This window comes from Sporolactobacillus sp. KGMB 08714 (assembly GCF_036598985.1).
Taxonomy (GTDB): domain Bacteria; phylum Bacillota; class Bacilli; order Bacillales; family Sporolactobacillaceae; genus Sporolactobacillus.
In genome coordinates, this window is sequence record NZ_JAUUBW010000015.1 from 35561 (window position 1) to 62476 (window position 26916).

The following is a 26916-nucleotide window of genomic DNA, read 5'->3' on the forward strand; positions in this document are numbered from 1 at the left end:
TGCCGCTTACTCATTTACTGTTTTATGATCTTTGCTGATAATCACTTTGTCGTATTCCAGTTTCTGTAACTCGTCCGGAGAATAACCGTACTGCGACAGTATCTCTCTATTGTCATGACCGAGCGGTTTCGATAATCGCATCTCCGGATTTCCTACTGTTTTAAAGCGTACAGGCGAAGTAATCAGTACCCGTTCATTTCCGGTCGGATATTTTACTTTTCTGAGACAATCATTCGCCCATGCCTGCTCGTCTGCCAGAATTTCATCCGGCGTGTAGCCTTTTTCAAAAGCAATATCGTTTTCTTTAAATAATTGAATCCATTCATCAAGATTTTTCTTCACCATCTGCTCACTGATGATGTCAATTACTTCCGAATTAAGCTTCAGTTCGTTAACCCGCTCTATTGTCCGGTAGTTTTCATTGTCGGCGAGATCCGGACGATCCAGCATTTTCATCACTTTGTTATAATCGCGATTGTATTCAGGGGCACAAAAGACAAACCATCGGCCATCCTTCGACTTGTACGTATTGTTAAAAGGATTGGCTACCCGTCTTCTCGATTTCGGATACTTATTTCCGAATTCGGAAGCGACAATAGCGACATTCATCATAAACAGCGCTGTATGATGCAGGCTGACGGTTACCTTATCTCCCTTGCCCGTTTTCTGTCTTCCGACAAGAGCCGCACAAATGCCCCCGGCCAGGCACATACTCGCCTGAAAATCGCCGTAGGCATTGACTTCATTAAGCGGCGACTCACCGGGTTCAGTCATTGAGGTCAATATACCTCCCCGGCATACATAGGCCGTGGCATCGAATCCTGCGGCATCTTTCTGCGGACCCTTCTCCCCATAGCCAAGAATCCGGGCGAAAACCAGCTTTGGATACCTTTTGCTTAATTCTTCATAGGAAAAACCCATTCGTTCCAAAGCTTTTGTCCGGAAACTGGTGACTAAAACATCGGCTGTTTCCAGAAGTTTATATGCGATTTCTTTTCCTTCTTGGGTCTTTAAATTAATACAAACAAATTTTTTATTAACATTGGCAATGTCAAATGCCGGATTTTCTTCGTCTGAGTACGGCATATTAAAGACTCCCGCCTGAGTTCTGCAAGGATCGCCTTTCGGCGGTTCTATTTTAATAATGTCGGCTCCCCATTCGCCCAGCACTCGGGGCACGGTGGGCGCCGCCATAAATGCATCCATTTCTATGATTTTTACACCTTCAAGAGGTTTCATCATTCACCAATCTCCTTTAACAATTAAACTTAAGAGCTGAAGCATTCATTCTATGAGACTTTCAGATTTTCAGAATTAATTAAGAATGCAGGAAGCGGACTTCCTGCAATTATCCAAATAAAAAGAGCCATGATACTTTGCTATTATTCGATATTTCCGCCGTTTTCAATAAGCGGCCGCGCGGCTGTTAACCGCTGAACCGTGCGCGGTCCCTCTTCGAACCAAAGCGCCCGTGCATCACGATACATCCTTTCCACCGGTCCATACGGATTATCCTCAAAATATCCAATGCCTCCGAAGATTTCCAGGCATGAATCAGAAACCGTGCGTACCGTATCGATCCCGTGCAGTTTGCACATTGAGGATTTCATTTCAATATTTTCGCCCCGGTCAAACTGACGGGCCGTATCCCATAAAATACTGCGGAGTGCGTAAACCTGCGTTCCCATGTCCGCAATCATTTGTTGAATCGCCTGACGTTTGACCAGAGGTTTCCCAAAGGTGACTCTGTCCTTTGCTCTTGCAATTGCCAACTCCAGGAACCTTTGCGACAAGCCAAGGCAGCTGACACCAATTGAAGCACGCGACAGAGCCAAGGCGTCCATGAAAATATCCAATCCGTCTCCGACATTGCCCAGAACATGGTCCTCATCAACCTCGACATCCTTAAGATGTAAATAAGCATGTCCGGCCCCGCGGCATCCCATCATATGAGGCATTGGTTCTACATTGAATCCGGGGAGATCTGTTTCTACGAAGAATGCCGTCAGCCCGCCTTTTTTTCGCTTGTTTTCATCGGTCACAGCAATGACATAGGTGCCGTTTGCAATATCCGTATGAGAAATAAGCGTCTTTTCCCCATTAATAACCCACTTGCCGCCTTTCTTAACGGCAGTCGAGCGAATATCCGCTCCGGAACCGCAATCCGGTTCTGTCAAGGCAAAATTAATATATAAGTCGGCATTGGCAAGTTTCGGCATCCATTTATCTCTTAATTTCTTTGAACCGTGTTCATACATGATCCGCCAGTCCAGGCCGTTTGCATGGTGCAGATTCATTCTCATGCCGCCGGGACCCCGGCATATTTGTTCCAGTACCGGGAAGAATTGTTCGACATTTAGTCCCTTTCCGCCATATTCTTCCGGAACAGTGAGTCCAAAAAAGCCGTTTTTACGACAAATATCAAAGAACTCCTCCGGAAAAACATTTGTTTGTTCAATCTCCGGCTGAAGAGGCTCCAATTCCTCTTCAACCACTTTACGTGTGTGCATAATCAACTTATTTAGCTCTTCGTCGCTTAATTTCATACTTCTCTTCTCCTCCACATTTTTTTATTTTTAGCGCCAAGCCTAAAAACATCTGACAATAAACGATCACCTCCGCAAAAGCGTTTTCACAAATACTTTAGAAACGGGATGCAGCCGCGAAACCGTTCACATCCCGATTTCGCTTATATCTTATTTCTTTGAATAATCCAAAACAATTTGTTTCTATAAACAAGAGCAGGCATTGTTTGTCCTAACATGATTGATTAATTTCTATTGGTTGTTAACTGATTATTTTTTTTTAGTCGGCTTTACAGGGATTGATTTCAAGTTGATCCGGCACAAAAAACTGATAGGCGCGCTGTAACCGTCTGAGCGTGTTTATTTTTTTAATGAAAGTCCATTACATATAGACTGGTGACCGTCAGCAAGCAGTGCCGGCTGTTTGAACTTCCTATTTCCATGCCGACTGCTGACAGCATGGCATAAAAAAAGGAGCGCAGCCATCATGCCCTCTGCAGTCCAATTTTCCAAAAAGAAAACGGCAGTTTCGAAATCGAATTCAAAACCGCCGTTAAACATAAATTATTCCATGATAAGCATGGCATTTTCTCTTCAAGGCGACAGTCCGTTTGCCTCTCATTCAATCAAGAATTACTGGTGCTTAATAAAACATCTGTGACACAGCTTTCATAACAATTGCAGCCCCATTTTATCCTTTTGAACAATTCAAGACAAATTGTTCTTATTAAAAAGCATGCCATTATTTATTTTAATCTGATTGACAATAACTATTGGTTATAAACAATTAATAGCCGCTTCAAATCGGCGAATTATGTGAACAAATTCTCATTTTTGAATGATAAAATATTATGTGGCAAACGTGACGGGGCACAATGAAAAGGCTTACACAGCATCTGTAATTCATTTTTTTACCATTGGATCTATTTCAAGATTTTATAGTGTCGTATTTTTATAATTTCATTGATGAGAGGAGAAAGGGGAATGGAACTTTACCAAATAAAATATGTACTTGCCGTGGCCAAACATCAGAATTTTACAAATGCAGCAGCTGAACTTTGTATAACGCCTTCAACTCTTTCCCAACAGATTAAAAAATTCGAAGATGAGCTAGGTGTTGAATTATTTTCCCGCTCAACCCGCCACGTTCAATTAACCCCGGGCGGTCTGGAATTCGTAGAGCGTACAAAAAGAATCGTCGGTGATTTAGATGACAGCGAAAAAGCAATGAAAAAGTTCGCCTTGGGTCTAAAGGGCCAACTATCGGTCGGAAGTACGCCGGTGATGAAAGTGTTCGGTATCATCCACTTAATCAGCGCTTTTGGTAAACAGTATCCGAACATTTCCATACAGCTGCATGAGGCAGAGTGTTTTGATCTATACCCGCCTCTTGATGCTGGAAAAATTGATCTCGCCTTTCTGACCGCCTTTAAATCCGACTGTTCAAAACAAAAGCTGGATGCCTTTCCAATCGCGGAGGACGAGCTGGTCCTTGTCACAAGTCTGGATCATCCGTTTGCCAAAAGAAAAACCATAGATCTAAAAGAGGCGGCTGATGAATCATTTATCATTCTTTCGCCGACTTCCGGTTTGTATCAGGATACGCTTGAAGCCTGCCATTCAGTAGGCTTTAAACCTCATTTCACTTTTACTACAAAATATGTCGATACATGCATGGGGCTTGTTTCCGAGAACGCCGCCATCGCCTGTGTTTCATCAAAAACGGTCCTGAATACTTTATGGAAAAATGTCGCCATTGTTCATCTAAAGCAGCATTTTGTTCGGACGTTGTTTTTAGTCATCCCTCATAATAATAAATCACCTGTCGTCCGCAATTTCAAAAAATTTCTTTTTGACCATCTGGACCCCAGCCAATTACCAAAGAAAGTTGAATGATTCATGAAAGGGTCCCTCCCCTTCTTTTTTAGGTAATAGTAAAATAGTTTTCAAAACTTTCCCTGATTCAGTGCAAAATAGATGCGCCGATTTCACGTACCTGAACGCGTCCAGACTGTGCCTCTTGGCATGCTTAATACCGGATCAGAAAGCGGCTGTGACCGTCAGCATTTAATGACTAACCGACAGTCAGCTTTCTAAACCGGCTGAAGAAATTTTCCAAAGCAGCAGAAGATCTCCTTTTGGTTGAATTAAATTCTTCATCACAAACAGATGCCTCCATTTCATCAACAGATGAACGAAAAAATCGGAATAAATGCCGATTTCTCCAGTGATCGTAAAACCGGATCACAAATGATGAGCGTGAAACAAATTCAATTCCACGGATGTCTTATTGTTTATCTCCAGTAATCGATCCGCTTTTCATTAGACACGGCCTGTATAATCCAAAAAGGATGTACAGTATCAAATTGTTTAAGATTATTTGGAGCGGTACCATTGTAGGCGAAAAGGAAGCGTGTTCTTTTTAATCTGGCGAGCTGAAGTTTTCACGCTTTGAAAAGAAGGATTGATTTTGGGGAGGCAAATAGAATGGAGCTAACATTAACCGAAGAGCAGCAGGAGCTAAGAGATCTGGTCAGAGAATTTGCCCAGAAAAAGGTTAAACCTCATGTTAAAAGTTTGGATGAAAAAGGAGAATTCCCGGGTGCACTTTTAAAAGAGGCTTTCGATATGGGCCTGCATGTGCTGGAGATTCCTAAAAGTTATGGAGGGATGGGGCTGGATTTTAAGACGACGGCTATTATTTTTGAGGAACTGGCCAAAGTAGATGCCGGTTTTGCAATTTCACTCGTCTCTACTTTCGTCGCTTTAAGAGGCGTTATTTTGGCAGGAAATGATCACCAAAAGAAATTATTCTCCGATATCATCGTCCCCGGTGCATTTGCTGCTTTTTCAATAACCGAACCCAATGCCGGTTCAGATGCGGGAGCGATCAGGGCGACGGCTGTTAAAGACGGGGATGAATACATCCTGAACGGACGCAAGTGTTTTGTGACAAACGGCGGCGTAGCGGATGTGTACGTTGTTTTCTTTTCGACAGATCGTGAAAAGGGCACTCACGGCATTTCCGGCTTCATTGTGGAAAGGAACCGTCCGGGTATTACCGTTGGCAAAGAAGAAAATAAAATGGGACTTCGGCTTTCAAATACCACTGATGTCGTATTCGACAACGTACGTGTTCCGGCCGATCATTTAATCGGTAAGGAAGACGAAGGATTCAAAATCGCAATGAAAGCGCTTAATGTATCAAGAGCATTTGTCGGGACGTTAGCAGTCGGCATTTGCCAGGCAGCTATTGACCAAAGTATAAAATTTGCCCAAGAGCGTGAACAATTCGGCCAGCCGATCGCCCATTTTCAGGCTATTCAAATGATGCTTGCCGATATGGAAATTCAAACTGAAGCAGCCAGACAGCTTGTTCAACATTCAATGGATCTTATCGATCAAAATGAAGGACAGCAGGCTATCATTGAGGCCGGTGCCATTACAAAAACATTTTGCGGGGATACGGTTGTCAAAGTCACAACGGATGCCGTTCAGATATTCGGAGGCTATGGCGTCAGCAAAGAATATCCTGTAGAAAAATTGATGAGAGATTCAAAGGTTTTTCAGATTTTCGAAGGAACTAACCAGATTCAGCGAATAGTGATTGCCCGCCAAATGTTGCGTTGATTTTCTTATTTTTTATTTTTTAATTACCGTTTTGAAAGGAAGGAACTATGATCATGAATTATTTAGTTTGCATCAAGCAGGTCATTGATAGTTCACAATTACAAATTAATGCCGACAGCGGAAATTTTGATGCTTCGAAAGCAGCAAAGATGATCAGTTCATACGATAAGAACGCCCTCGAGGCTGCCGTTCAGTTAAAAGAATCCTCCGGCGGTAAAGTAACTGCGCTGTCCCTGGGCAGCGACGACGCATTAAAAGCACTGAAAGAGTGCATTTCTGTCGGTGCAGACGAAGCCGTGCTGATCAGTGAGAATTCAGCAGATTCATTTGATGCATACACGAAAGCGGCTCTTCTTTCGGCGGCTATTAAACAATTGGGTGACTTTGATATGATCTTCTGCGGTAAACAGGCGACCGATGATGCAGAGGGCCAGGTGGGGCCGCAGATAGCGGAAAAGCTGGCTATTCCTCATGTCTCGTTTGCTGCAAAGATCGAACAGTCCGATCATAATGCGGTGATTACAAGAGAAGCGGATGACGGATTGCAGGTTATCCATGTATCGCTCCCCGTACTAGTGACGGCCAGTGATGTTATCAATGAACCGCGCTTTGCAACGATAAAAAGCAAAATGGCTGCTAACCGGGCAAAAATCAAAATTCTGCATGTTTCAGATTTAGAAAGCGAAACAAAAATCGACGGTATCCCGTTAAAAATTATTAAAACAATTGTTCCTCCGAAAAGAGACGCAGGCATAAGAATTAAGAGTCAGTCAGATACGGAAACTGCACATGAATTATTTCAAAAAATGCTTGATGCAAAGCTTGTATAACAGGAGGAACAAAAAATGAATAATGAAAATATATGGGTATTTATTGAAAAGAATAAAAACCAAATAAAGAATATCAGTCTTGAACTCTTAAATAAAGGGAGGGAACTGGCAAGAATCAGATCTGAAAAGATAGTCGCCGTTTTTATTGGCAATGACTTAAAAAGCAGCGTGCAGACGATTGCTAATTTCGGGGCGGACGGACTGATTCTTGTAGAAGGAGAAGAATATGCAGCATACAGCAACGACGGATTTACCAATGCACTCTACCTGTTAATTGAAAAATACAAACCTTCAACCATTCTGTTCGGGGCAACAAACGCGGGAAATGATTTAGCCGCCGGACTGGCTGCCAGGCTTCATACAAGTGCGGCCATAAATTGTACAGATTTAGCGATTGACAGTCCGTCCGGAACCATTGAATGGCAGCGCGCCATTCACGGGGGAAGCCTTATACAGACGGTGTCCAGTCCAGAGACCAGACCGCAGATCGGATCGGTTCGTTCCGGCATCTCGAAAAAAGAAAAAATCGGGGACAACCAAAGAATATACGTCATCGAGGAAAAAATTAAAACTCCTTCCGACAAAATCAGGACAAGAATAAAAGAAGTACTTTCAAGCGCACAGGAATCCGGTATAAAACTCGAAGACGCAAAAGTAGTCGTCTCCGGAGGATTGGGAATGGGATCCCCTGAGAATTTCCAGAGAATCGCTGAACTTGCCGATTTATTAGACGGAGCTGTGGGCGCCACGCGAGCCGTTATTGATGCAGGCTGGATTCCTTCCCAGCATCAAGTCGGACAATCAGGCAAAACGGTCAATCCCGATCTATACATTGCCTGCGGAATCTCCGGAGCGATTCAGCATGTTTCGGGAATGAAGACATCGAAAGTCATTATTGCCATTAATAAGGATCCCGAGGCTCCGATTTTCGATATAGCGGACTATGCAGTTATCGGTGATGTAAATAAAATATTACCCGTTCTTATTGAAGAAATTAAAAAAACTCATATTCCGGTTGAATGAACAAGGGCAATCCAATTCTCTTCCCGCCCTCTTTGGAAATCCCTTATCCAAAGAGGGTCAATTTTTTATTAAGGCAGAACAAACGATATACAGGGGATGAAAAATAATATGAATGACAGACAGCAAAGAATAAAAACGGGGCGGCAAAGGATTATCAGTAAACGCCCGCCGATAATCAGTGATGAACCCAGATTTTTCATCTGCACAGTTTGCGGCAATCTGATTATTCAGGAAAAAGATAGCAAATCTCAATTTTCCTTTTGTTGCTGCGGCAAGAAAATGAAGGAGCTTATTCCTCAGACATCCGGGGAAAAAAGTGAAGACCATCTGCCGATTCTAAAGTTCACGGGCGGTATATCCGCCAGCCACGCAGCAGTCGTAGAAATAGGGAACAAGCCTCATCCAATGACCGAAGACCATCATATTGAATGGGTCTATTTAAGAACCGCTCAAGGAGGGCAGCTTAAATATCTAAAACTAAACCGGTTCTCTCAAGTCACTTTCGCTCTCGCGGAGGAAGATGCGTATGCTTATTGCAGCCGTCCGGTATGCAAGGACTGCGTTTTTCATTGTAAAAAAGGATTTGCCGCCTATGCTTTTTGCAATAAAGACGGATTATGGAAAGTGCAATATTAGACAGACAGGGGGAGGAATTTAGACGATGAATAAAAAATATTATTTTTCGGCATCCCTATGTTATTTAAACTATTTCATTTACGGCATGGCCTATATCATGCTGGCCCAAAATATCTCTTTCCTGGCGGGAAAATTTCATACCGATGCGACAGGAATCAGTTTCCTTATCTCAATGTATGGCGTAGGGCGTTTGTTTACAATTTACGCGGCAGGATTTATAGGGGATAAAATAGGAAGAAAACCGATGATTATTTTGGGAGCTCTCTTAATGGCCGGTTTTCTTTTGGGTATTCCTCTTGCCCCCAATTATCCGGCAGCAATGATCGCAGCCATTTTGGGCGGTTTATCTAATGCCTGTCTGGATACGGCGACCTATCCCTGTATGATGGAGTTTTTCCCCAAATATGCAGGGTCGGCAACTGTTCTCATAAAAGCATTCGTTTCTTTTGGGTCGACCCTTTTGCCATTCATCATCGCGGCCTTCATCAATAGCCATATCTATTGGGGCTGGGCATTTTTTCTGCCCGCTTTCGCATACATTTTAATCAGTCTGTGTTTAATCAAGCTTCCATTTCCGCCAATGCAGGTTACCGAAGGACCGGTTTCATCCAATAAAGAGAGTCGTTTTGTCTCAAAGCCTCATTTTAAGATTGAGGGATTTTCACTTATTTTGATTGGATTTACAGCCCCTGCCCTGCTTTATATCATGCAAACATGGCTGCCCACATTTGGACAGCAAGCTATTGGCATGAGCCTGGAAAGTTCTCTTAAGCTTATAAGCTGGTACGGTATCGGATCGGTGATTTCCGTTCTTGCACTGACAATCGTTCTTAAAAGAGTGAAACCGGTTACAGTAGTGCTTGTTTTTCCAATTGCCTCTTTTTTTGCAACATTGTTCTTTTTACTCGCCAAATCTTTTATCGTTGCAGAATTAATGGCCTTTCTTATTGGTGTGACAATAGCCGGTGTTCTGCAATTAGGTTTGACCGTATTCTGCGAATTCTTCCCTGAAAAAAAAGGGACAATCACAGGCATTATGTATACCTCTACAGGGATTGCACAAACCGTCATTCCTTTTTTAACCGGTCTGATTTTAAAATTCCACAATGTTCGGGGCATCTTTATCTTTTCCTTGATGATTAACTTGCTGGCGATTGTATTCGGTTATATCGTGAATTTCAGATACAGAAAGCTGCTGAAACTCCCTTTGAAAAAAGATGGGGAAAAAGCAATATAAGCGGTATTAAGGCTATAAAGCCTACCTTGGAGAGGGAATGAAAAAATATGCCACGAATTGCTGTTTATCCGGGGAGTTTTGATCCAGTGACCCTTGGCCATCTTGATATTATTGAACGGGGAAGCCGGATGTTTGATCACCTCGTTGTAGCCGTCCTGAACAATACAGCGAAACATCCATTATTCTCGGTGCCGGAGCGCAAATTTTTACTGCACGAATCAACAAAACACTTGGCCAATGTCAGCATTGACAGTTTTGACGGCCTTTTAGCGGATTATCTCAAGGAAAAGAATTATTCCATCATTTTACGGGGCCTGAGAGCTATTTCAGATTTTGAATATGAGTTACAGATTTCTTCATTAAATAAGCAATTGAATCCATCAGCTGAAACCTGTTTCATTATGTCAAGCAACAAGTATTCTTTTTTAAGTTCAAGCATTGTAAAAGAAGTGGCAAGCATGGGAGCCGCAGATTGCCCTCTGTCCTCTTTTGTCCCCGCCGTCTCAGCACAGGCACTTAGGAGGAAATTCAACACTTTCGATGGTCTCGCGATGAGGTTTTGAAATGCATTATTTTGTAAAAAGCTTTTGATCGATGATTAAATTTATTATTTAATGCTAAAAATGAACGCGCTCTTTATCGATTGGCAACAAAAGAGGCGTTCATTTTTTGTGCCTCAAGCATTTTTCCCTTGTGAGGCATTTGAGATTCAAAATTGCTGATAACAATCAGACGGCCGAATTCAATCGCCGCAATCATGATTGGACATGATTGCTGAACGAGTCCAGATAGCCAAGAAATTCCTGATGTTGGTACAACTGATCGGCTCCATGTGCAAGAACTTTATCCGGAATTGTCTGAAACTCCTGGAGATCTAATAAAACAGCTCAGAAATTCTGCTCATAACCCCTTTAGTCAGATAGATCCAGCAGACTTAATAAAGAAAAACGATCGCGGCAGATCGTTTGCTTCTAAAGCAATTTTTCAGTTACTTGCTGCTCGTGTAATGGTAGAGGCTGTCGTATTTTTGGTAAATTTCCAATGCGATCTGTTTGTTCTGGATCCCTGTCCGGACACTCGGTACGACCACCGCCACGGCGATCTGCGGATTGTCGTATGGCGCATATGAAACAAGCGTTTCATTGTACAGGCTCAGGTCATTGGCGTCGATCTGTGCGGTGCCCGTCTTTGCCGCGATCTTATATTTGACGTTGGCTCCCGTTCCAAGCATAATTCCGGTCGCATTCTGGGCCGGGCCGTGCGTCACCAGATAGAGTCCGTGCTGCACGGTTTGAAGCTGCTGCGGCGTATCGTTGATTGTATTTAAAACCTTCGTTTTATACGTATAGATTGTTGAACCGAGCCGGGTCGGATCGCTGCTCGGCGCGTGGACCGATTGCAGCAGATGCGGCTGAACCCGGTAGCCGCCGTTGGCTATTGTCGAAATATACTGGACCATTTCAAGCGGTGTGTACGTATCGAACTGGCCGATTGCAAACTGCTGGATCAGACCTGGATTATCCGGCATCCCGCCGTTATAACCGGTTCCCTCGGTCGGCAGATCAATGCCTGTCTTTACGCCGAGTCCGAACTGGCTGTAGCCATTGCGCAGATTTTCGACCGCCCGGGTGAACCGCGGGCTGCTCGCCGAAGGCAGCGTCGCCTGATAGTGCCCTCCTGACGGTGTCAGAATGATCCCGGCCATGTTCGAGGCAACCTTGGCCATAAAGACGTTCGAGGAGAACTCGAGAGCCTGCTCCGGCGTCAGGGTGCCTAACCCGCTGACTTCCCATGACTTAAAACTGTTATTGGCATTCTGGCCCGGATACTGGATCGGCATATCGGTGAAATAGGACGGAACCGCGTTGTACTGGAATCCGGTCAGCTCGGTTGCGCCCTTGACCGCGGATCCCATGGCGAATTGGCCGTTGACCGCTTCATTCGATGCATCGACAAATTTGCCGTTGACTACTTTTTCACCGCCGATGGCCAGGATTGCCCCGGTTTTCGGATTCATCACGACCGCATAGGCACTGTTGTTCTGGCCGTTTCCGGCCTGCGCCCGCGCCGATTGAATGTTCGAAATCAGAATCTGCTGCACCGCACTCTGCAGCCGGCTGTCAATGGTCAGCTGCAGATCGTCGCCGCGCTGGCCTGCTTTGACCGTCGGATTGCCGACCGGCAGCCCGTTTTTCGTATGATAAGTCATGGTTGTCGGAACGCCGCGAAGATAAGACTCATACTCCTCCTCCAGATTGCTCGTGCCGACCATATCGTTCCGGCTGTAGTCTTCCGCCAGATAGTTAGTGATCTTCTCGGCAGGAATCTGTCCGACCGTCCCGACATAAAAAGGCACATTCGAAGCATAAACCCGCGAAGAAACGTCGGCAGTCTGTATCGTCCCGTTAAATTCACTGAGGTGGTCCACGACATTGACATATTCTTTGTCATTTACATTCAGGCCTCTTTTAATAATATACGGATTCAGGTTAGAGGCCTGATTAAACGCATGCTGAATCGCCATCACCTGCATGTCTTTGGCTGTGAAACCGTTCAGGACGCGTTTCGGGATGCGGCTGAGCAGGACGTTGTACTCATTGGTCGGATTGGAAGTGAGCGCATTCTGTTCTTTCTGCGACAGATAAGTATTGTAAGCCTGCTGCAGATTCTTAAAATGAGTCAGCGCATAATACTCCTGTTTGTCCCGTGTCGTCACCAGCTGCAGCGCCTGATTATCCATCGTGATCAGCTGGGACAGTTTCCGGGCAATGGACAGGCTTTTCTGAGCGTCAATGCCGGCGTTGCGTATGTATACGATTGCCAGTTCCGCCTTATTGCTTGCAAGAGGCACCCCATTGACGTCGACAATTTTCCCGCGGGCCGATGCAATGCTGGCCGTCTGATTATGGTTGCCGTTGACAATGCTCTTATAGTGCGCGCCGTTCACAATTTGAACAAAGCCCAGGCGAACGATCAAAGCGGCAAACGCCAGAAAAACGATCAAAAATAAAATATTGAGCCTTAACGGCAGATTGCTTTTCGTTCCTTTTTTATTCACTGTTTCCTTCGCCAAACTCATTTCCCCCTATGAGTGCAAACCGCTTCTTCAGCCGATCGGCTTAACTACAGAACTATTCGTCGGCCGCACTCATTTTCTTCCTGTTCCGCTGAAAATCCGCCCGTTGTTTTTAGTCATAGACAAGGACACCTTCTCCGGTGCCCTGTTCCGTCAGCCGCTATCAATAAATTTATTTTACTTTGCCTGTCTCCTTCTGTCAAAGGAATCCGAATGAAGCCATGATAAAGCGGCGAAGCGATCACGGACGGGGAGATCGGCGGCGGCCTTCAGTTCCTGCACATCTGAATCCGGGCCGCTGCATGCCGGCGCAGAAATTTTTTTGCGCTGCGCCGGAATACTTGCCCCGTTATTTTGAGCCCTCTTTAATCAGAGATAAAAAGCGGAACAGTTCTAAAGAGAAAATCATCCCGCTCAGCCAGACCGCGCCGAAGACGTAGCCGGCCATTAAATCACTGGGATTGACATGGTAAACATAGACTCCGGAAATGGAATAAACCAGCAAAAAGAATAAATATAAGAAAAACAGGATCGTCCCGAACAGATAACTCCGCTGATGACGGATCAGCATCATCAGGAAAAAGCCGTAAAAGACGATTAAAATCATAGCCCGCCAGTCTGGAAAATTTGAACTGATATATTTCCCGCTTAACATAAAGCGAAACAGCCAGCGGATTCCTCCCGAAAAAAGAAAGCTTCCGACTGCCGTTATCGCAAAGAAAAGCAGCTCAAGCCATTTATTGGTGCGATTGATAAAAATAGTCACCGCAGTGATCAGAAAAACGACGATCAGGGCAGTCTGCGAAGACAGAGCATAGAAGTCATTCATTATCGTCTGCCAGCGGGCACTGAAAAGCGAGAAAATGATGGCTCTGGAGACCGTGTTGAACGGCTCAAATTCATTGCTGACAAAATCCTGAATCATTCCCAACATTAATGTGAAAAGGGAAACAAACAGAATCAGGATCAAAAAAATGAACAATTTTATTTTCAAAAAGCTTCTGTATCGTTTAAAAACAGACTGAAAGAGCAGCCGGCCGGATTCTTTGATAAACCGCCGGTTCGCTCTGATAACAAAATAACAAAGAACTAAGATGCCGATCAAGATGCTGGCCAATACCAGCCACTTTTTGATTTCGCCCTGATACTTGTCCCATTCCGGGCCGAGTACATACCCCAGCGAAATAAAAGTGCCTGTCCAAAGAAAGACACCGATATAGGAAAAGATCCAGAATGATCGGAACGGAAGACGGATCACGCCGGACGTAATGCTCGCTATATGGCGAATGCCGGGGACAAAGTAAGAAAAAATCAGCAGCACTTTCCCATATTTATCATACCATTTTGAAACCTTTTCCAGTTTTTCAGGACCCATATGTATATAGCGGCCAAATTTGCGGAAGAACGGGAGTCCCAGTTTATATCCGATCCAGTATGAGATCGTCACCCCGAAAATGCCCCCGATCCCGGCGGAAAGATAGGATAAAACAATGTTCATCCTGCCTTGGAAAGACAAAATGCCGACATAACTCATAAGTGCCTCGTTTGGAATGGGTATGAGAATGAGCTCAAACATTAACGACAGAAAAAGGGTAAGATATCCATATTCATTTAATAAATGAATCAATCCGCTCATAATCATTCTTCCTCCGTGTAGAACAGTATTGTTATATATTCAGGCACTCTGCCGGCAAGTATGACCGTTTAAATGCAACAAACTGATTATACCCTCGGCCCTATTTAAATTCCAGTTAATGTCGACGAATCCGGGAAAGAGAGATTCCTGAAAATGTTTTTCCGCCTGCGGATGACGGAAATAATAAAAAAGCGCATCTGAACGGCGGCAAGGTTTCGATCGATTGGCAACCAAATCTGCCGATCATGATGACAGCTTATTTCGGACTGCCTGCCGGGGCGCATTCCCTGAGCATCATTAGACAAACTTTCATTTAAAAGATGGACATAGAATTATATTCTATAATATATTTAAAAACTTCTATTTCATTCTTCGGCTTTTATCTTTTTCGATGTGTCATAAGATAAAGGGGCTGTTCGAAGTAAACCTGTCGGACCGTTACTGCTGCTTGAGCAGACGATCGTCTATTGCCGCGCAATGGCGGTCCGGGCGGAATAGATAAATAGATGAAACAGAAATCCTAACTGACTGCAGGAGGAATTATGTAATGTTTAAGACCCGTATAACGGTTCGTATGAGCGATTGCGATGGCATGCGCCATGTAAACAATGCTGTCTATTATACTTACTTTGAAGAAGGAATGCGCGAGATTGCCCGGTTGTTCACACCTGATCTTGATTTAAATGATTTTCATGTCATCATGGCCTCCTCACATTGCGATTTTCTTCGTCAGACTACTTACCGCGACCAGATTACGGTATATTCGTGGATCGGCGCCATCGCTCATTCAAGTTTCAATGTCGAACACGCGGTTGCCGATGAAAAACGGCGCTGGCATGCACGGGGCCGCATAACATTAGTGCAGTTCGACTACCGGCAGGAAAAAGCTGTGCCGCTTTCCGAAAACATGAAACGAATTCTGCTTCAGCATCGGCAGGGGCCGGAGGGAGTCCCGGAATTACGCGGGTGTCAGCATTCCCTGTCATAAAATCAAAAAAAGATGCTCATGAACCTTTTCTCCCCGGCTCTCAGGGGGAGCGTACATAAAAACAACTCATTTTAAATACATTTGCCCGTATCGCCGATAAACCGAAACAACCGGGATTGTTGCCGATTCGGATGCAGGCTTTCAGCGATACCTTAATTCATGCCTTTTACAGAACGCTTCTGTCCCTGCCGCTTTCCGCATCGTATCTCGTTGAAAACTTGATCCATATCATATTCTTCTAAGCGGCTTCCCTGTAATATAAGCGATAGGGCGCTTACATTATTCAGGCATGAAAAAGCGCTTTTATCTTTCTACATATCTTAGGCAGTGATAGAAAAGAGGCTTTCAGTCATGGTAAGAAGAGCATTAAATAACGGACCCGTTATTCAAAAAGAAAAAGAAACAGTTGCCAAAATGATCGAGATTTACTGCAGAAGAAAGCACCACCGGAAAGAGCTGTGCGATGAATGCCTGGATCTGAAAAATTACGCATTGAAAAGGCTGTCCTACTGCCGCTTCGGCGAGGAAAAAACGGCCTGCTCCAACTGCAAGGTCCACTGTTACAAGCCGATCTATCGGGAAAAAATCAAAGCAGTGATGCGCTATGCCGGCGTATGGATGCTTCTGGAGCATCCCGTGTTTTCCATCAGACATCTTTTGAAAAAATGATTGACGTTTGTTTCCGGCCCGGCCGCTCTGATTTGTTCTTGAACAGCCATGAGACGGGATACCTCCCATGTATACACTACTTCCGAAATCTTTTCAGCGGTCGTCAGGCAAGTTCTTCCACTCATCGGAAACCAGCGGGATAACGGCGGCTACTTTTTATCGAAATGCACGGCCGTGCCCGGATTCTCCTTGCGTTTCCACGTGGTCACGTTCTCCTCTTTTATATGAGCGCTTTGATTTAGGTAACGGGACAGCATAAAGAAATAGTCCGACAGACGATTGATAAAGATATAGCTGTGCGGCGGGGTATCCGTTCTGTTAAGATCGCTCAGCAGCATGACATAGTCTCTCTCGCAGCGGCGGACAGTCGCCCGTGTCACCTGGGCGTAGGCGGCCGGGACAGAACCGCTGTATAAAATAAATTCAGTCAGCGGCGCGACACTCCGGTCCAGCCGATCGATTTTAGATTCAAGAGCGGAAAGATAACCCGCATCGATGTAAATCTGTGAAAAGCTTGAGCTGACCTCAACGCCGATATGATAAAGTACGTTCTGAACCCAGGTCAGATTTTGCAGCTCTTTGTCCGCGTCTTCCCGATTCTGCTTTCTCTGCAAGGATGTGCCCATTAGAGAAGACAGATAGCCGATCGACGCGGAAACCTCGTCGAGACTGCCGTTCAGTTGAATGAGCGCACTGTTTTTCATGAGACGCGCTCCGCTTAATGTATCGGTTTTGCCGAAATCTCCGCGCCCTGTATAAATTTTCATATCACGTTTTCTGCTCCTTTCCATATCTCAGACGGCGTTTCGCACCTTGTCTCTGTTATTGGCGGGACACGGCTCGGCCGTTGTAAACGATGAAAACTTACCAAACGAAGAACTCTTTCCGTCTGCCGTCATGTCTGCAGACGGACCAGCAGCTTCTTTCTCGCGAGTTTTTCAACTTTTCCTTCTTCACAGAGCCTGTTCAATACCCGGCTGACTGTTTCGGGAGTTACGCCGATATACTCGGCAATATTCTGCTCCGTCAGGCCGAGATCAATCAAATAGCGGCCATCGCTCTCCCGGATGCCTGAGTTGCAGGCTAACTTCTTAAGAAAAGACAGGACACGATCGGCTGCCGTACCGAGCACCGAATCCGAAAAACGAGCGATCAGATCCTGGCTCTTTTCAGTCAGAAACAGAGTCAGATACAGCCGGATCTGCGGATTGGACGCAAAAATCATTCTCATTTCATTCCGGGGTATGACTAAAAGTGTGCACTCCGATAAGGTTTCAGAATTTGCAGGGTACTCGTGCTTATCATCAAGCAGACCGACATGCGGGAAAAGATCTCCTTTTGAAAATAAACCGGCAGTCCATCTCTTTCCGTCTTCATTTTGACGATAGGCATTAGCAAGCCCGCTAACGACAATATAATAATGGGTCAGCTCGCTCTTTTGCAGGAAAACCGTTTCTTTAGACGGATAATGACGAAAGACCCCTTTTATTTCTATATGATGAAGGGCTTCTTCAGACAGTCCTTTCAGCCATCCGGCTGCGGGCAATTGCTGCATGATAAACCTCCTCTTTAGTCCGATCTGAACGCTCTCTGACGAATAGTCGTTCTTTGCATTTTTTGGAATTAATTTTGACCTGGATCAATGTATCCTCCCCGTCCTGCTTTTATTATAAATGGTAAAGGTTATCAATTAAAGCTGTTGATGCCCTGTCAATAATTGATAGAAGAGAGGAATAAAGAATGGATGTTTTTTCATTTCAATCTCAATCGGCAAAGGAAAGGCTCTACCATGATCCGTCACAAACGATTATCCATGTGCCATTGAAAGCCGGCCGGGAAGTCCCAGAGCACAGTGGGGAAAAAGCTGTCGTCACGGTTATTCCGATTAAAGGGAAAGTGATTTTCTCAGTAAAAGAACAGCCGGAAGTCCTGATTCCCGGAAAGATTGCCCGCTTCGACTCAAGTGAAAAGCATGCGATCAAGGCCCTGGAAGACAGCGATCTAGTGATCGTAAAATGGCGGCTGCCGGACAGTCAGAACAAGAACTAAATAAAGAGATGAAATTGAAACACTCAATCCGCTTTTTTCCGCGGAATCGAACGTTCTATTCTGTCGTTCCGCCACCCGGCATCGGCAGATTTTTTATTGATTTGAATCATCGACTAAAAAACAATCGGGCCGTCTTTTAGCGGATTTCAGGCCCGATTCTGCAAACGTTTAGAACAGCTGCTGCCGGCGCCCTCGTTGTGATTCATACACGCAGACATTTTAGCCCGCCTTTGCTACAGGCAAGCGGGAACTGCGGCCCCACGACTTTCCGTTCCGGCAGAGAATGTATGTAAAAACAGGACACCGTTATCCGGCATCCTGAAACGCAAATGAACTTTAATTCAGCTCAATTTCTTTTCCACAGCGTGAATAAACTCATCCGTAAAGATATGAAAAGCGCCGGTTGTCAGATCCGGGTCTGCATTCACCCGGATCATCTCGGGTCTGGCACAATCACCGTTAAGCCGATACGACTTCGCCACGCAGGTCTTGCCGTCTATGGTCCGGATGGTCATATAAACGGGTTTATTTCCCCGCATCATTTGAAGGTAATGTTCAGCAGCCTCATTAATGTCGGTTGTCACAAAGTAAGTATGCTCCGAGCGCTCCATGTTTGTATTCTTACTTAACTCAACAAAGTCAAACCGTGGAATGTCAATCGCTTGCAAGTCACAGCACCTCCCATTTATTTTATTTCTGCAGGGAAATGCGTATTCCTGTATGAAAGTTTTTTTGTTCATTTTGCCTCTATTAATTTCCATTTTTCCATTCTTTTAAGATCATTGTCCAGACGCTTTTCAATATATTCGCAGTGTCTGACCAGGCTTCCGAATCCCATTCGGCTGATTTCAAGCATCGTGAGCGTTGACTCCAGCTGATCAAACTGATTATTTTTTTGGAAGCGCCAGACAATATCCGTCCGGCTCCTTGCCAAGTATGTAACCGGCTTCCATCCGTGGTCGGACAGGTATTTCAATTTCTTTTCCTCTGTGTTCATTGTATCGCCTCACAATCAGATTTTGAATCACATTCAATCATCCTATGTGTGAGACAGGCTAATTAGAACACCTAAAAACGCTGCCCGGCCTCTTTTTGCGGCGCTCATTTTTGCCGCGCATTCTGCCCGATGCCTTTCAGGTTTCCAAATCACATGATCGGACAGTCCGCTTGATACAAATGGGTACGCACCCCTGCGGAGGGATTCCGCAACGATGCTTCCTCCCCTTTCCCCGTCTCTGCGCGCCGGACGGGCAGCAGCCCCTGATTGTCATAGACGTTCATTTTGAATAATACCAATTAATCGTTTCATTCGTCTGAACGTGATAAGCTCCGGCACTGATGTTGGGCGTTTTCCCGTTTACGGAATACATCCATCCGCTGGCGGAAGATAGCTGGCCGGCCTTCTGATGATTAATACTGCTGACGTAGATCGAGCTGCCAAAGCCGTAATAGCTGAGCTCAATATGTTTCGCCCTGGCAAAGCGCTGCAAGACAGAAAAGGCGCTGTCATTCGCCTGATAGGCGACCGATCCCCGTGAATTAAAACCCTTCAGACCTTCTATCGCAACGGAAACCGTTCCCTGATTTTCCGAAGAGCCGGGCGAAGCATGAGAAGAGGCGGGCGGCTGGACGGCGGCCGACTGATCCGTTTTCCGGGCATCATGCCCCGCGGCGGTGCCTGCACTAGTTGCGGGAACGGCCGCTGCCTTTTCTGCTGCACCGCCGCTGCCTGAAACCGCCCCTGATACTGTACTGTTTCGGGTCTGATTCTGCCCGGGTTCCGATCCGGCGGCAGACGGTTCTTGTCCCGGCTGATTCTTTTTGGGCGCCGTTTTGGACGGCGATGGTCCGCCGTCACTCCCGTGATCGGCAGACGATCCCGATGAATCCAGCGAAACAGCGGGAGATGAATGGACGGCGGCCGTTCCGGTCTGCCCATGAAAGCTGCCGATAATCAATCCGATTCCGACAATAATAATGAGTATGGGAAGAATAAAATGGAGTATGATTTTTTTCATGTTCTTCGTCTCCAAATGGCCTTTCTGAAAATCAGCAATGCTGCGCCGAGAAAAACAACAAGGATTCCGATGATCAATAAAACTGGATTGACGGCCGTACTTTGTGCCGCCTGAGTCTGTGCCGTATTCTCTTTATTGCCGGCCGCCGCTGCCAGTGGGGATTTTTCAGCTATTTTATTCTCAGGCCGGGTGTTTACGGATTCTGCTTTTGAAAGCAGGCCGCTGCCGGTTTTTTCCGCTGCAAAATGGGAGGCGATTTCGGAGAACGGAACAGTCGGAATCGTATCCCGGGTTGAAGATACTTTCCCGGCGGTCACCGCTTTCCGGGCTGAAGAAGAAGCGATTGCGGACGGAACCGCGGCGGCGGATTTTCCTGAGGCCGTCTCTTGACCGAGTCCGGAAGCCGGTTTCATTTCCACGGGCGCCGCTGCCTTCGCTGTGGGGAAAGCAAACAATTTCCCGCCGCCGGGAAACACTTTATAAGCGACAAAAGCCTTAAGAACCTCGTCGTTTGTCATCGGATCTTCCGAAAATCCCGGCTGCCATCTATAACCCTTCCCGGATTGGTAAGTATAAAGGATATTCAGCGGATTCCTGCCTTGTTTGTCAAATTTTCCGGCTGTCGGATCGACGCCGACGGACGTCAGGCCGATAACCGCTTCGGCTGTTGAATCGGAATTTTCACCGTAGTTGGAGAATCCGCCGTCCGGCAATTCGACGCGGGCAAGATATTGGACTGCCTTATTAACTGCATTCCTTACATCAGGGCGGTTCTGATAGGGGGCGAGAGCGGCCAGCGCGGCACCGGTCGTATCGACGTCGGCCTCTATATGGGCCGGCGGATCCATGTACCCCCATCCCCCGTTCGGATCGGCCCTGGATACTATTTTCTGAATCAGATTGGCAGGAGTGTTCACTGCATTGGCGGGAAGCTTGTCCTCATAGGCATTGAGAGCAACCAATGCATAAATATCGGCCGAAAAAGAATTTGCAGAATTTAACGAAGTGTCTCTGCCCAGTTCGCCGATTAGATTCCGGCCGTAGAAATTCGTCGGATCCTGTTTCAAAGCCTTAAGCGCGATAATGGCTTTCTCCAAAGCGGTACCCGACAGATCCTTTCTTGATTGAAGCCGGCTCAAATAGGCGGCCTGATCGGCCCGGCTCAGCGCCCCGTCCCGGGCAAGTGCCATGACGGCCCAGTCGTCAGGCTGATCCGATTGCAATGATTGAGCGAGCTGTGTCGACCGGATATGGCTTTCCAGGCCGGCCAGACGTGCAGCAAACCCGTCAGATGGCGCTGCCAGAGCCGTGACGGGCAGCAGAAGAATGACGATCAGGCAAGCGGATATAAGCGCCGTTAAGCGTTTCATTTTCACGGACTCCCTTATTGAATGATAGATAATAAAGCCTCCGCTCAAAATAGAATGGAGGCTCCTTATTAACCTAACCTGTCTACCGCAAGCGGTTTAACGATTGAAAGGAAAGATCGGACTCTGACCGTGACGGGATCGTTCAGGAATTTCACCTGATTCCATCCTTTCAATGGACGTTTATATTTTATTTGCTCATCGAGCATATATCATCAATTGCGATTTTACAAGCCGTATGAAGGGAAGCCTGCCTGCGAAAAAAATTCACTGATTCTCAATTCGACCGGAAGAATGGCTTTCCCTCCCGTTTTTTTAATAATTCCTTGATCCATATATAGTATATCGTCCTTGCATTCAGCCCCATATGTAGTTAATATGAGAATATACAAGTCGAAAGTGGTGAACAGCGATGAGAATTGAGCTATCGAACGCTTATATTGAAAGCATTAAAAAAGAAGTTAAACCACACTGGGGCGAACTCGGCTGGGTGACCTATAAACGGACTTACGCCAGATGGCTTGAGAATAAGCAGCGCCACGAAAATTGGGCGGAAACGGTGAAACGTGTCGTCGAAGGTAACGTCAATCTCGATCCGCGTCTGCACGGCGGGACCGTTCCCGCCGATGTATTCCTCGAGCTGCAGCATGAGGCGGAACGGCTGTTTAAACTGATATACGGCCTCGCTTCGACGCCCTCGGGACGCAATCTGTGGATTTCCGGCACGGATTATCAGAAAGGGGTCGGCGACGCATTGAACAATTGCTGGTTTATTGCTATCCGCCCGCAGGCGTACGGAGACAGCGTCATTGTTCCCGATTATCTGACGAAGGATCGGAAAGCTGTCTCGATGCCCTTCTCTTTTCTTTTTGACGAATTAATGAAAGGCGGCGGCGTTGGATTCTCTGTGTTGGAGAAGAACATCGATCAGATACCGGAAATCGATCAGAAACCGGAGCTGGTCGTCCTGATCGGCAAAAAAAACCGCGATTACGGCGCAGCAATTGAAGCCGGTGCCGTTGACGCCGATGATTGGTACCGAGTGCACAGGGGCGAAGATTATCTGCTCGCCGAAACGGCCGATTCGCGTGAGGGATGGGTTAAATCAAATGCATTGCTGATCGACGCCCACTTCGCAGAGATCACCGGCAAGGCAAACCGGGTGGTGATCGATGTCACGAATATTCGTGAAAAGGGAAAGAGAATCCACGGATTCGGCGGCGTGGCTGCCGGGCCGGCACCGTTTGTCGAGATGCTGTTTTCGATCAATCAGGTGCTGAGCGGCACTTACGGCCGCAGACTGACGTCGGTCGACTGCACGGACATCTGCAACCTGATCGGCAAGACTGTCGTCGCCGGCAATGTGCGCCGCAGCGCCGAAATTGCATTAGGCGGCCCGGAAGATAACGGATTTGTCACCATGAAGCAGGATCAGGAAAAGCTGATGGATCATCGCTGGGCATCGAATAACAGCGTGATTGTCCGTTCCGATTTTGAAGATTATGAAGCCATCGCCGATTCGATCAGCAAGAACGGCGAACCCGGCATTGTCAATCTGGACATCATTCATAACTACGGCCGGCTCGCCGACGGACGGCAGGAAGGTATTGACGGCGAGGCAGAAGGAACGAATCCGTGCGGCGAAATCTCGCTGTGCAACGGTGAGCCGTGCAACTTATTCGAAGTTTTCCCGCTGGTTGCCGAGATGCAGAACTGGAATATGGACGAAGTGTTCACCTTGGCAACCCGCTATGCAAAACGTGTGACCTTTTCAAGATATGACTGGGAAGTCTCGCGGAAGATTATTGAAAAGAACCGCCGTATCGGAATTTCTATGAGCAGCATTCAGGACTGGATCCTGAAGAAGTTCGGTCAGCGTCTCGTGACGGGCTTTCGCAAGGAAACGGACGCGGCGACCGGAGACGCGCGGCAGATTCCCGTCTATAACGAAGCGGCTGCGCGCACGGTCGACGGGTTCTACAAAACCGTTATCCAGGCGGACAAGGACTATTCCGAGACGCTGGGCTGCAGCCGGTCGATTAAACACACGACCGTGAAGCCGTCCGGAACCGTTTCAAAACTGGCAGGCGTGTCCGAAGGCATGCACTTTAGCTTTGATAAGTACATCATTCAGAGAATCCGTTTTCAGGAAAGCGATCCGCTGATCCCCGCCATTCAGAAAGCCGGATATCCGGTCGAGAAGGATGCCTATTCCGACCATACGCTCGTTGCTTCGTTCCCGGTCAAAGCCGAAGGAGCCGAAATGGATGACTTTGTCTCAGCGAATGACGTATCGATCGAAGAACAGTTCGCAACGCAGGCCTTCCTGCAGACGTACTGGTCGGACAACTCCGTAAGCTGTACGATCACATTCCATCCGGAAGAAAAGGACAGGATCGCGGGTCTGTTCCGCCAGTACCGAAAGTCTTGCAAATCAACGTCGCTGCTTCCTTACAGCGGTCACGGTTTCGTCCAGGCTCCGAAAGAACCGATTAACAGGGCCCAATACCTGGGAATGAAGGATCAGGTGATCGGCAACGTTCAGGATATCTACAATGAAATGAATCCCGGTCAGACGGCGGATCAAAAGTATCTGGATATCGTCGGTCAGACGGATTGCGTCGGCGGTGCCTGCCCGGTTAGATAATAATTCCGTGCGGAACCGGCAGCCAGTACCTAAGAAGCGGAAGCGGATAAATTGCCAACCATTCGTAAAATGACTGTTTTTTCATTGCTGACCGCGGCCGCCGTCGCCGGCAGGCTGGCCATTCACGGGATTAATATTCAGCCGGCGACCTTGATCATCATCCTCAGCGGCTGGTTCTTCGGTTGGAAAATGGGACTGGCGGAAGGCATGATGGTCGCTTTCGTTTCCGACCTGATGCTTGGGCTCGGCTACTGGACCCCCTTCCAGATGCTGGCCTGGGGCATGATCGGGCTTATCTCAGCGCTGCTTCCGAAACGCAACTGGATTTACATTCTATGGCTGGGCGTATCCGGTTTCCTGTTCGGCCTGATCATGGCGCTGTCCTATTTCATGATGTCGGCAAATTGGGTCACTGTATGGGGCATGTGGCTCGCCGGCCTGCCATTCGATTTCTATCACGCAGCCGGAAATCTGGCTTTCGGGATTTTTTCCCCGCCGCTGTTCAAAGTATTCGAACGCGAGGCGCGCCGGCTGGAAAACAGAAATCATTGATTGATCAGTGAAACAGGCTAAAATACAGCATACAAAAATTCGTCGGAGCGCTGCAGTGACATAAGCTGAAGTACAGGGCGCGGCCGGATTGCGGCCGTTCCGCAGATCAGCCGGCCGCAATCGGCCGTCAAATGTCCGGACCAGAAACAGTCCGGCCGCGGAAGAAAGCGAACGATTTGAAGAGCAGATTTTGATTTTTAGTGAACCGCAGTGTTATTTCTTTTTTTCAGATGATTAAGGGGCTCCTTACTTTGGATGTCTGTTCCCGTAAATGGGATCATAGCGGGTAAGGGGCTCCTTTTTTCATTAGTCAGCGGTTCGCCAGCTAACTGACAGATTGGATGGACTGCAGAATATTTTATTCCTAACTCTAATTTTTCTGTATCCGGACTGAGGGGACGATCATTTTTAAATGATTCCTCCCGGGATTCAGCGGAGGCCTGCCGCCCGTTCGCCGCTTATTTTTAAGTTCAGAGCGAATCTTGATTGAACAGCGAATCCGGTCCCGTGACTGATCCGATCCGCTCAGCAGTTAGTGCCGCCGGATGGGTGCCGTCACTGCTTTGTTTAGGCTCAAAAAATAGTGAAATATTTTAAGATCGCGATTTTTTCAATATCGTTAAAGAAGCGGCAGTGATCGGATTGCCCGATCCAATCAGGGGAGAATCTGTCGAAGCCTTTATTGCATTGAAAGATGGAGATGACTTGACGGAAAAACAGGTAAAGGATTATTGCCGGAAATACCTGACGGATTTCAAACGGCCCCGCCATGTTTATTTTGTCGATCATTTTCCGAAAACCGTATCGGGGAAGATTCGTAAAGCCCTGTTCAGAAAACATTGGCTGACCGGTGATCTGTCAGGGGATTACCGTCAGAAAAGCGGAAATGAATGATCACGATCTTCCCGGACCGGCCGAGCCTCTTGTTGCGACTTTAAACAGACAAATCAGATTTGACAAGGCGGAATCATAAAATAACGGGTAAATGTTTTTCCTTTTTGTTCATGCAAAAAATTTTTCACTCCAGAGTAAGTATAAAAATGCTTATTTCGTTTTTCTCAGGTTAAAGCGGCTTTTTTTCTTATGGATTGCTTATCACACAAATATACAGAGACAGATTTTCCGGTCCAATGACGTTAAAATGGAAAACGCAACAGCCGGTTGACAAATTGTCAGCCTGGAATGGCAGCCGTCAATCCCTAAAATTGATATTCTGAATTCGGGGTGATAAATATGGCTTTTCCGGAAAAACTGCGGGCGCTGAGAAAGAAGAGCGGCATGTCTCAGGAAGAACTGGCCGCGATGCTTGGTATTTCAAGACAAGCCGTTTCATAATGGGAATCGGGACAATCCCTTCCGGACATGGACAAATTAATCCTGCTCAGTGACTCGTTTCATATTAGCATCGGCGGCTTAATTAAGACGAAAACGTCGGCTGATCAATGGACATTTGAGGAGCACCGGCCGTTATTCTTTTCGCCCTTTCACTATGAATATAAGAGCAGAAAATCGCTGTTCGGGCTGCCTCTTGTTCATATTAATGTCGGGTCCGGATTCTATACGGCCAAAGGAATTCTGGCCGTTGGTACAGTATCTGCCGGTCTTCTATCTATCGGTGGGGTGCAATGGGTGGGGTTTTGCATCGGCGGGCTGTCAATCGGGCTGATCGGACTCGCAGGGGCGGCATTGGGACTGCTTCTCTCTATCGGGGGATTATCAATCGGTACGCTTGCTATCGGCGGTATCGCAGCCGGTATCATGACATTGGGAGGATTGTCAATCGGTATGTTTTCAATCGGCGGAGCAGCTATTGCAACCCATGTAGCCATCGGCGGCTATGCAAACGGACATATCGCGATTGGGCACATAGCAAGGAGTATAAAAGTCATTGTATCAGATTCACAAGCAGGCAGTTTTGACGACATTTCAGTAAAAGAAGTTAAGCACCTGATTCAGAAGGAGTATCCACATCTGTGGAACCCGATTGTCAACTGGCTGACACTGTTTTTTCGTTGATAACTCCGGATTTCACC

The 26916-nt window shown here is 46.6% G+C and carries 25 protein-coding genes and 1 riboswitch; of the genes, 15 read left to right on the forward strand and 10 right to left on the reverse strand.

What is annotated here, in order from left to right; all coding sequences use genetic code 11:
- Positions 1-6: 6 nt before the first annotated feature.
- Both Q6A92_RS08570 and Q6A92_RS08575 read right to left on the reverse strand, forming a co-directional pair.
- Positions 7-1242, reverse strand: coding sequence for a CaiB/BaiF CoA transferase family protein (locus tag Q6A92_RS08570; RefSeq protein ID WP_332237740.1), 1236 nt, complete (start codon positions 1240-1242; stop codon positions 7-9).
- 140 nt (positions 1243-1382) lie between these two features.
- Positions 1383-2546, reverse strand: coding sequence for an acyl-CoA dehydrogenase family protein (locus Q6A92_RS08575; RefSeq protein ID WP_332237741.1), 1164 nt, complete (start codon positions 2544-2546; stop codon positions 1383-1385).
- A gap of 963 nt (positions 2547-3509) precedes the next feature.
- Here Q6A92_RS08575 and Q6A92_RS08580 point away from each other — a divergent pair.
- From Q6A92_RS08580 to coaD, 7 genes are all read left to right on the forward strand, one after another.
- Entirely contained in the window at positions 3510-4421 is a 912-nt protein-coding gene (locus Q6A92_RS08580; protein WP_332237742.1) for a LysR family transcriptional regulator, read from the forward strand.
- A 591-nt stretch (positions 4422-5012) separates the two neighbouring features.
- Positions 5013-6155, forward strand: coding sequence for an acyl-CoA dehydrogenase family protein (locus Q6A92_RS08585; RefSeq protein ID WP_274397904.1), 1143 nt, complete (start codon positions 5013-5015; stop codon positions 6153-6155).
- Between the two features lie 53 nt (positions 6156-6208).
- Positions 6209-6985, forward strand: a complete 777-nt coding sequence (locus Q6A92_RS08590) for an electron transfer flavoprotein subunit beta/FixA family protein (protein ID WP_332237744.1) — start codon at positions 6209-6211, stop codon at positions 6983-6985.
- Positions 6986-7000: 15 nt separating this feature from the next.
- Positions 7001-8008: an electron transfer flavoprotein subunit alpha/FixB family protein gene (locus Q6A92_RS08595; RefSeq protein WP_274397906.1), complete on the forward strand. Its 1008-nt coding sequence runs from the start codon at positions 7001-7003 to the stop codon at positions 8006-8008.
- Positions 8009-8116: 108 nt separating this feature from the next.
- Positions 8117-8644: a desulfoferrodoxin family protein gene (locus Q6A92_RS08600; protein ID WP_274397907.1), complete on the forward strand. Its 528-nt coding sequence runs from the start codon at positions 8117-8119 to the stop codon at positions 8642-8644.
- A 25-nt stretch (positions 8645-8669) separates the two neighbouring features.
- A complete protein-coding gene (locus Q6A92_RS08605; RefSeq protein WP_332237745.1) occupies positions 8670-9881 on the forward strand; it encodes an MFS transporter in 1212 nt (403 codons plus the stop codon).
- A gap of 47 nt (positions 9882-9928) precedes the next feature.
- Positions 9929-10444 (forward strand): pantetheine-phosphate adenylyltransferase, encoded by a 516-nt coding sequence (gene coaD, locus Q6A92_RS08610; RefSeq protein WP_274397910.1) that lies wholly within the window; start codon positions 9929-9931, stop codon positions 10442-10444.
- A gap of 425 nt (positions 10445-10869) precedes the next feature.
- Here the strand turns inward: coaD and Q6A92_RS08615 are convergent, their stop codons facing one another.
- Positions 10870-12954 carry a peptidoglycan D,D-transpeptidase FtsI family protein gene (locus Q6A92_RS08615; protein ID WP_332237746.1) on the reverse strand — a complete coding sequence of 695 codons (2085 nt, stop codon included), beginning with the start codon at positions 12952-12954 and terminating at the stop codon, positions 10870-10872.
- 352 nt (positions 12955-13306) lie between these two features.
- Positions 13307-14593, reverse strand: a complete 1287-nt coding sequence (locus Q6A92_RS08620) for a VTT domain-containing protein (protein ID WP_332237748.1) — start codon at positions 14591-14593, stop codon at positions 13307-13309.
- Between the two features lie 547 nt (positions 14594-15140).
- Between Q6A92_RS08620 and Q6A92_RS08625 the strand changes: the two genes are divergently transcribed.
- Positions 15141-15581 (forward strand): acyl-CoA thioesterase, encoded by a 441-nt coding sequence (locus Q6A92_RS08625; RefSeq protein ID WP_332237749.1) that lies wholly within the window; start codon positions 15141-15143, stop codon positions 15579-15581.
- Positions 15582-15932: 351 nt separating this feature from the next.
- Positions 15933-16250 (forward strand): nitrous oxide-stimulated promoter family protein, encoded by a 318-nt coding sequence (locus Q6A92_RS08630; protein WP_332237750.1) that lies wholly within the window; start codon positions 15933-15935, stop codon positions 16248-16250.
- Between the two features lie 149 nt (positions 16251-16399).
- Here the strand turns inward: Q6A92_RS08630 and Q6A92_RS08635 are convergent, their stop codons facing one another.
- Both Q6A92_RS08635 and Q6A92_RS08640 read right to left on the reverse strand, forming a co-directional pair.
- Entirely contained in the window at positions 16400-17017 is a 618-nt protein-coding gene (locus Q6A92_RS08635; protein ID WP_274397917.1) for a cob(I)yrinic acid a,c-diamide adenosyltransferase, read from the reverse strand.
- A gap of 128 nt (positions 17018-17145) precedes the next feature.
- Positions 17146-17805 carry a Crp/Fnr family transcriptional regulator gene (locus Q6A92_RS08640; RefSeq protein ID WP_274397918.1) on the reverse strand — a complete coding sequence of 220 codons (660 nt, stop codon included), beginning with the start codon at positions 17803-17805 and terminating at the stop codon, positions 17146-17148.
- A 185-nt stretch (positions 17806-17990) separates the two neighbouring features.
- On the opposite strand from Q6A92_RS08640, the gene Q6A92_RS08645 reads away from it, so the two are divergent.
- Positions 17991-18299: a hypothetical protein gene (locus Q6A92_RS08645; RefSeq protein ID WP_274397919.1), complete on the forward strand. Its 309-nt coding sequence runs from the start codon at positions 17991-17993 to the stop codon at positions 18297-18299.
- A gap of 341 nt (positions 18300-18640) precedes the next feature.
- Here the strand turns inward: Q6A92_RS08645 and Q6A92_RS08650 are convergent, their stop codons facing one another.
- From Q6A92_RS08650 to Q6A92_RS08665, 4 genes are all read right to left on the reverse strand, one after another.
- Entirely contained in the window at positions 18641-18967 is a 327-nt protein-coding gene (locus Q6A92_RS08650; protein ID WP_274397920.1) for a hypothetical protein, read from the reverse strand.
- A gap of 68 nt (positions 18968-19035) precedes the next feature.
- Positions 19036-19296, reverse strand: coding sequence for a hypothetical protein (locus Q6A92_RS08655; RefSeq protein WP_274397921.1), 261 nt, complete (start codon positions 19294-19296; stop codon positions 19036-19038).
- A gap of 280 nt (positions 19297-19576) precedes the next feature.
- A complete protein-coding gene (locus Q6A92_RS08660; protein ID WP_332237751.1) occupies positions 19577-20317 on the reverse strand; it encodes a DUF4430 domain-containing protein in 741 nt (246 codons plus the stop codon).
- A complete protein-coding gene (locus Q6A92_RS08665; protein WP_332237752.1) occupies positions 20314-21687 on the reverse strand; it encodes a hypothetical protein in 1374 nt (457 codons plus the stop codon). Before Q6A92_RS08665 ends, Q6A92_RS08660 begins: the two co-directional genes overlap by 4 nt.
- A 67-nt stretch (positions 21688-21754) precedes the next feature.
- Positions 21755-21879: riboswitch (adenosylcobalamin (AdoCbl) riboswitch) on the reverse strand.
- Between the two features lie 217 nt (positions 21880-22096).
- Here Q6A92_RS08665 and nrdJ point away from each other — a divergent pair.
- The 5 genes from nrdJ (at position 22097) to Q6A92_RS08690 (ending at position 26899) form a co-directional block, all read left to right on the forward strand.
- Positions 22097-24331 (forward strand): ribonucleoside-triphosphate reductase, adenosylcobalamin-dependent, encoded by a 2235-nt coding sequence (gene nrdJ / locus Q6A92_RS08670; protein ID WP_332237753.1) that lies wholly within the window; start codon positions 22097-22099, stop codon positions 24329-24331.
- A gap of 51 nt (positions 24332-24382) precedes the next feature.
- Positions 24383-24883, forward strand: a complete 501-nt coding sequence (locus tag Q6A92_RS08675) for an ECF transporter S component (RefSeq protein WP_274397927.1) — start codon at positions 24383-24385, stop codon at positions 24881-24883.
- A gap of 615 nt (positions 24884-25498) precedes the next feature.
- Positions 25499-25777 carry an AMP-binding enzyme gene (locus Q6A92_RS08680; RefSeq protein ID WP_332237766.1) on the forward strand — a complete coding sequence of 93 codons (279 nt, stop codon included), beginning with the start codon at positions 25499-25501 and terminating at the stop codon, positions 25775-25777.
- Positions 25778-26116: 339 nt separating this feature from the next.
- Positions 26117-26218, forward strand: a complete 102-nt coding sequence (locus Q6A92_RS08685; protein ID WP_274397928.1) for a helix-turn-helix transcriptional regulator — start codon at positions 26117-26119, stop codon at positions 26216-26218.
- 27 nt (positions 26219-26245) lie between these two features.
- Positions 26246-26899, forward strand: coding sequence for a hypothetical protein (locus tag Q6A92_RS08690; RefSeq protein ID WP_274397929.1), 654 nt, complete (start codon positions 26246-26248; stop codon positions 26897-26899).
- Positions 26900-26916 lie beyond the last annotated feature (17 nt).